Here is a 7,037-nt window from a genome sequence, read left to right on the forward strand (position 1 = left end):
TTTGGAGCGAGGTGGCCCATGAAGAGATTCATCGAAGGCGAGTCCCGCCAGCAAGTGACCTTGCTGCCCGAATGTCTTGATGACTATATCGGAGAGGACAACCCGGTGCGGGTTGTCGATGCCTTCGTCGAGGAACTGGATTTGCTCGCATTGGGTTTCGAGGGTGCGGATCCGGCCGCCACAGGTCGCCCGGCGTACCATCCGAGCGTTCTGCTCAAGCTCTACATCTACGGGTATCTGAACCGCATCCAGTCCAGCCGCCGCCTGGAGCGTGAGGCGCAGCGCAACGTCGAGCTCATGTGGCTCACCGGTCGCCTGTCGCCCGACTTCAAGACCATTGCCGACTTCCGTCACCACAACGGCGCAGGCATCCGCAACGTCTGCAAGCGCTTCATTGGTTTATGCCGCGAGCTCAAGCTCTTCTCCCAGGCCATCGTCGCCATCGATGGCAGCAAGTTCAAGGCGGTCAACAGCCGCGACCGCAACTTCACGCCTGGCAAGATTGAAGCCCGCCAGCGCCAGATCGAGCAGAGCATCCAGCGTTACCTGGACGCGCTGGAGACGGCTGATCGCACACAGCCCGCCGAAGCCGAAGCGAAGACCGAACGGCTGCAAGACAAGATTCGGGCTCTGCGCGCACAGATGCGTCAGCTCGACGAGACCCAGGAGCAGTTGAAGCGCGAGCCCGATGGGCAGCACTCCACCACCGACCCCGACGCGCGCTCCATGGTCTCGCAGGCCAAGGGCTCAGGGCTGGTGGGCTACAACGTGCAGACGGCAGTGGATGCTCAAAATCATCTCATCGTGGCGCATGAGGTGACGAACGTCGGCAACGACCGGGCGCAACTGAGCAAGATGGCCCGAGCGGCCCGCGAGGCCATGGGTACGAAGAGGCTGCAGGCCTTTGCCGATCGCGGCTACTTCAACGGACCGGAGATCAAGGCCTGCGAGGACGCGGGCATCACGGCCTTCGTACCCAAGCCGATGACATCGAATGCGAAGGCCGAGGGACGCTTCGACAAGAGCGACTTCATCTACATCGCCAAGGACGACGAATACCTGTGCCCAGCGGGCGAACGGGCCATCTGCCGGTTCAGCACGCTGGAGAAGAACGGGCTCAATGTCCATCTCTACTGGAGCAGCGCCTGCCCGGGCTGCGCGATGAAGGCGCAGTGCACGACCAGTAGCTTCCGGCGCATCCGGCGCTGGGAACACGAAGAGGTGATCGAGCGCGCGCAGCAGCGGCTGGACCACAAGCCCGATGCCATGACATTGCGACGGCGCACTGTGGAGCATGTCTTCGGTACGTTGAAGCACTGGATGGGCTCGACGCACTTCCTGACCAAGACGCTGGCGCATGTGAGCACCGAGATGAGCCTGCACGTGCTGGCTTACAACCTCAAGCGGGTGATCGCCATCCTGGGCATGACAATAGCGATGAAGGCGGTGCGGCAGGTGGGGGCGTGAGCCTCTTTACGCAGCCAAACCGGCGTGCAACGGCATCGTTGCGGGTCTCAAACCCCTCAAAGCCGCGATCACGACCAATGGATGCCTTGAGGTCTACCAGGCACTCACGGCGCGCCAGTTCGGCATACTGGTGCTCCGAAGGCGTTTCCACACAGCCTCGGCCAGTAACAAACCTTCCGCGACGTACCCGAATCCTGCCATTTGCGGTAGCGCGCCCTCCCCGCCGCAGTAGCAAGGGAAGTCCAAGTCGTAGAGAATGGAAGGAATCAACGACGACCAGTTTGCGGGCTCCAACGGTAGCCGTGACGGCTGTTCATACTCGCGCGTGTTGATGCCCCGTCGCCTGCCACCCCCTAGTGCCGCTCCCTGTTGCGGCACTCTTCGCAAAATCCTACACTCTGGCGATCGTGGACTCGCCGCGCGGCAAAGTCCGAAGATCAGGGACGGTTGGTCGCGGCGTTGACACCGACTCGCCGCCGCCAAAAGCAACTTTGCGAGAGGGAAGTATGACGCCTCGCTCGACGCCTTCAATGCCGGGCCGCCTTCGAGCGTGGCTCTATGTCCTCGCCGCTATGACGTCAAGTATTGGTTGTGCGTATGCCAATGGCTCGGCGAACCCCGATCCAATGCCGCCACTCGTTGAGGAGCAGCCAGGAGAGTCTGAAGAGTGGTACGTGAACACTGAGGCGTACCCCTCAGCCCTTGGTGCCAACAAGCGCACCGGCAGTGGGGGCGACAGCAAGTCGAAAGGCGTGAGGTCGTGCACCACTGCCTCAGAGGGGGACTTCATAGCTCAGTCGCTGAGCAAGGTCAGCGGTTGCACGACATCAGGTGAACAGTTTGCGCAATGCTGGATCGACTTCTCCGACTTCGTGGACATACAACCTGGGGTGAAGGAACCCCGTACGGCGTGCAACTCCGTATTTGTCCGGAGCAAGTCCGGCTACACCAATCGCAGGAAGAACGCGAAGGTGGACGGCGCATTCCTCGTCACAACGGCCGAATCGAGCCTTTTGCGCTACGACGGGACGTCACCGGTCGAGAAGTCTCTCCCCAAGTTCAAGGCCACAACGCCTGGCCTCTATCACGTGGAGTTTGACCCGGATGCGCTCACGCCGATTCGATTGGTACTTCCCTTGGAGAGTGTTGAGGAAGTAGCGGCAGAGTCGATTCGATCTTCGCTGAACAAGGCGATGGGGTTTGGCCGGTTAACTCGGCTCGACTTCCTAGACTATGCGAACGACTCACCCTCACTTGGTCTGATCATTGGGATCGATTCGTTTGCTGTGCGATGCAATTCAAAGGTTCGCTTCTGGATTCCGCATGCTCGACCCCTCGAGTTCCAAGCGCAAATCGGAAAAGTAGATCCTGATTGCGACGATCGTTCAGTGCTTGCCTCAGTCGGTGGGGCGCAGAACGCCATCGGCAAAGGTATCAGCGATGCACTTGTCGACATGATTGAAAAGTCGTTTGAGGGGTCCGGCGTCGGCTCTGACAAATTTGATGACTGGGCGCGGAAGGATCCGCAATGGGCGGCTTTCATGAACACTGGCCATGTTCAAGGTCGCTATTGCGACTCTATGGGAAGGCCGTCCCTATGTGTCGAACTCTCATGGGATTTCAAGGAGGCGTGGCGTGCGCATGTCCACAAACTCCTGAAGGCGGTGCCGACAAAGGCCGGGCGGATCTCGTCACGAGAACTTGAAGCCGAACGCAAGCGGTCGCTCGAGGCCGCACAAGCGGTGCGCAAGCCGAGCACGCTCCACTCGGGATTCGTCTTCCCTGCGGCGAAGGATGAAAAGGGTGGTTGGCGTGACCGTGATGTGGTCATCTATGCAGGCTTGCTGTGCTTGTCTGGAGAACAGCAAGGCTGTGAAGCTGTAAAGAGGGCTCAGACACCTCATACGGGTCCTGAGACTCTCTTCACCGGAGGGCGCATGTGGCGGTCTCCAGACCTCCGAGGAGACCTTCTCCCTCCCGAGCAGCGGAAGGGTCAAAAGGATTCGTTTTCGGGAGATCAAATGAACGGCTACGTGGCCTACCTGCTCAAGGCGGGAGACGCGGAGTCACTCAAGGCGTACCTCCACTACCTCACACGGCACTCGAAACCAGTACCCTCGAGAGAAAAACCTCTCGATACCGTGTACAGGTTCTGCGACGACGGGCAGATGACCTGCTACGCTGGCGGGCCCGATTGGTATTGGATGAACCTCCTCGCGAGAAAGCTAAATCTACTCGACCTAGTGCCCGCGGCCGAACGTGATGTACCCACTCGCTACGGTTTCGGTCCTGACGCAATTTACTGGCAAGCCGCAATGAACCCGGCGGGCTATCGCTTGCACCTGACCGGGATTCAGATCCTGCTTGCTCGTCGCCTCGATGTGAAGCACGTCGCGCTCGACAAGGCGGCGGCAGTTTTGGCTAGTCGCCAGCCGAAGAACCCTTTCTATCTCTATCTGCACTTGGGCAAAGACAAGCGCGTGTTTGATGCGGCGCGCGAGAAGTGTTCCATCATGCTTGGTGGTCAGACTGCCAATGAGGATTGGGCTTGGCAGAACACAGAGGTTGAGGAAAAGTGGAAGACCGGTGTGCATTGGGATTGCGTATTCATCTACAACCTTCTGAAATAGTGCGGGGAAGGCGAGTTCCGGAGTGGAAAAACGGATCGGGTCAGTGTCCCTAGGGCAACTGCGCACATCCGGGGCGTATCGCCGGGTGCGGCACTCCTAGGTGTTTGGTGCATCGACGCGATGCGCAAGTTGCTGCGTCGACCGCAGCGTGGAACGGATGATGCGGCCCAATGCGTTACTTCCTCTACTGCCGCAAGTCAACGGAAGTGGAGGTGACGCCGATCGAATCGCAGGAGCCGGGGGTATCCGCGTCCGCAGCGCACTCAAACTTGGTTGCGACAACTCGCGCTTGTTGTGGACGCCAGGACGACTGCATCGGTGGTCGTTTGGCAGTGTCGGAAGGCATCTTCTTAAGGTCCAGTCGCAGGTGTTCCGGTGAACCGCTTGGGGCCCGCGCCAGTCTCGGCTAGCATGACGGTCATCGGCCAGAAGCGGACATCGTCGCAATCGCCTTCACGCCACGAGCTACAAAGTCAAAATGAATCCTGAACGAGTACTCGAAGCCCAAAGGCTGCTGGCGCAATGGAACCAGCACGCCGACCTATGTGTGCGCTTTCCACTTTATGGCTGCTACCTGGAAGCACTTGCAGCGGAGCAAAGGACGGTGGCTGTGCATCAATTCCTCCGCCCCTTCCTTGCCCAGTTGAGGGATGCAACGCCAGTTGAGCTGGCCGAGCTCATTGATGCTCAGTGCCGTTCAGTCAACTGGCGAGGCCGAGCACACGGCTCATCCCCAGTTCCAGGGTTGCCGTTCGACTACCTTGAATCCATTGTCTACAGGTCGCTAATGCAACGGCGCAAGGATTTTCCCGACGATCCTTGGCCCCATGTGTGGCTGGCGTTGCTTCCTCCCGTACGTGCCGCCCAAGAAGTTTCCGACCCGAGAAATCTCTTGCTGAGTGCGTTGCGGCTCGATCCGACCAACGCATTCATTGCTGAGCGGTTGGCAGAAGATTACTTGGAAGGAATCGACTTTGCTTGCCATCATCTGCCAGACAGCCTGCTTGCGCCGATCAAAGTGCTGGAGCGCGATGGACAGGCATTGCGCGCGCTGATCCTCTTTGTCCCGCAGGAGCGACGAGGCTTCTTCTTGAACGCCTTGACCCACTACCAAGAAGAGCTCGCGGGAGCAGGCCATTCGATCAGCTTGTAGAAGTTAACCCTGACGATGTTCGTTCATGGCCCACCACTGCCTCAGCTCGCATGGCGGTCATCGGCCAGTAGCCGACATTGGGAGACGTCTTGGAAGACCTTGAGCGCGCAATCTGCGAGTGGTTTGTGGGGCACTCTTCTGAATACGTCGAGTCCTTGAGGTCGCAACTTCTGGGGGCGAAGGTCTCGCACCGGGAGTTCACGAACGGAGGCGGCGTGTTCGTTGAGCTCAAGCCCGCTGCCCGAAAGGCTCCTTTGGAGGGCTTGATTGCCAGTGGATATGTCGCAATCGACGGCCCGGAGATTCGCTCAATTGAGCTGGAAGCGGGCGCCTCAACGACACTATTCTTCGATTTAAACGGATTCGTGGACCACATCGAGATTTTTGCTCACTGCGGCGACTACCCTACAGACCGACATCCTCACCGTACGTCGCTTCATGTCAGTGCGCAAACCGTGACCGACTTGAGACCACCAAAAAAATCTGCCAAGTGACACAGCACCTCGCATGACGGTCCTCGGCCAGAAGCCGCCGGTCATGAACGACTGCTTATTGGCGGGTATTCGCTCCAAATCTCAGAGCACTTTCGCGTTTTCCAGTCAATAACGATTTTCGGGAGGAATCATGGGCACAGTCGTACATGCCGTGTCGGATGGCTGGCTAGGCGCACCTTGGATTTTTTGGTCAGGCTTGATCGGCAGCGGCATCACCGCTTCAGTCGCAATCGCCACGCTCGTGATTTCGAATTGGCAGAACTTCCGGCGGCAGACTGAACAGCTGAAGCACGACGCATCCGAAAAGCGTGAAGACCGTAAGCTGAGCATCCGCAGAGAGGTGTATTTGGCGGCAGTGGAACAGGCTCATGCGCTACTGGGGGCGATTGGAGGCCTTACCCAAAGGGGCCTCGACACCTCGACCGATGCCGAACCGTTACAAGCCTTCTTGAAAGCGAACGCAAAGGTCTGGTTAGTCGCAGAGTCCGAAGCCGCACACCTCTCGCGCGATTTCGCCAGCCAGATCTCCGAGTTGTTCCTGCTTTCGGTGGCTGCAAGCATGCCTGCTCGACTTGCGATGGAGCCTATACGAGTTAGGTCAAAGATGATCGAGCACAACGAGTCAGAAGCGCTGCGCATCTATGCCCAATTCAACGACGCAAGAATGAAGAATGCCCCCGAGGCCGAGCGACGTCGGCTGGGTGAACTTCTCCAGGAAACCCAAGAATTCATCGATAAATTGAAGCGGGTACAGCAAGTCGCTCGCTCTGAGGCAATGCCTGCCGCCTTTGAGGCGTACCGGGCAACCTTCGGTGAGATGCGGACTGTGCAACGCTCGCTGTGCACTCTAGTTGGTGCGCTGCGCGCTGAGTTGAATTTACCTCGTGACGACGAGGAGTTTCTGGACCAACTGCGCGATATGGAGCAGCGCGCTTGGGTCGCCCTGAACAGAGCGTTCGGCAAAGTTCCGCCTGTACCAATGCCCGAAATGTTCGAGGCGGCCGGTGCACAACCGCATCGCGCTCGGAGTCTCTGAGGAAATGGGCCAGAATCAGTTGCGCCGCATGTGTGTCAGAGCGGATGCCGCGGCTCGCAACGACGGCTTCGCGGCGGCCGATCTCGGCATACGGATGGTAGCTCTGGGCCCATTTCGAGCCTCGGCTACGATAGCACTCATCGGCCACGAGTGTTGTCTTCCACTGAAAACTGACCCAGTGGGGATGCGGACGAAAACTTGGACTACCAGGAGGTAGTTCATGTATTCGTACGAAGACAGGATGCGAGCAGTCCAGC

At 58.8% G+C, this 7,037-nt stretch carries 5 protein-coding genes; all 5 read left to right on the forward strand.

Annotated elements, in window-relative coordinates:
* Positions 1-18: 18 nt before the first annotated feature.
* Positions 19-1,467 carry an IS1182 family transposase gene (locus AC07ZS_RS19250; RefSeq protein ID WP_494800133.1) on the forward strand — a complete coding sequence of 483 codons (1,449 nt, stop codon included), beginning with the start codon at positions 19-21 and terminating at the stop codon, positions 1,465-1,467.
* Between the two features lie 506 nt (positions 1,468-1,973).
* Positions 1,974-4,097 (forward strand): hypothetical protein, encoded by a 2,124-nt coding sequence (locus AC07ZS_RS19255; RefSeq protein ID WP_494800134.1) that lies wholly within the window; start codon positions 1,974-1,976, stop codon positions 4,095-4,097.
* Positions 4,098-4,575: 478 nt separating this feature from the next.
* On the forward strand, positions 4,576-5,250 hold the full coding sequence (locus AC07ZS_RS19260) for a hypothetical protein (protein WP_494800135.1): 675 nt from the start codon (positions 4,576-4,578) through the stop codon (positions 5,248-5,250).
* A gap of 89 nt (positions 5,251-5,339) precedes the next feature.
* A complete protein-coding gene (locus AC07ZS_RS19265) occupies positions 5,340-5,744 on the forward strand; it encodes a hypothetical protein (RefSeq protein WP_494800136.1) in 405 nt (134 codons plus the stop codon).
* 130 nt (positions 5,745-5,874) lie between these two features.
* Positions 5,875-6,780, forward strand: coding sequence for a hypothetical protein (locus AC07ZS_RS19270; protein WP_494800137.1), 906 nt, complete (start codon positions 5,875-5,877; stop codon positions 6,778-6,780).
* The last annotated feature ends 257 nt before the right edge of the window (positions 6,781-7,037 follow it).

The sequence above is a fragment of the Hydrogenophaga sp. GW456-12-10-14-TSB4 genome (genome assembly GCF_059424305.1).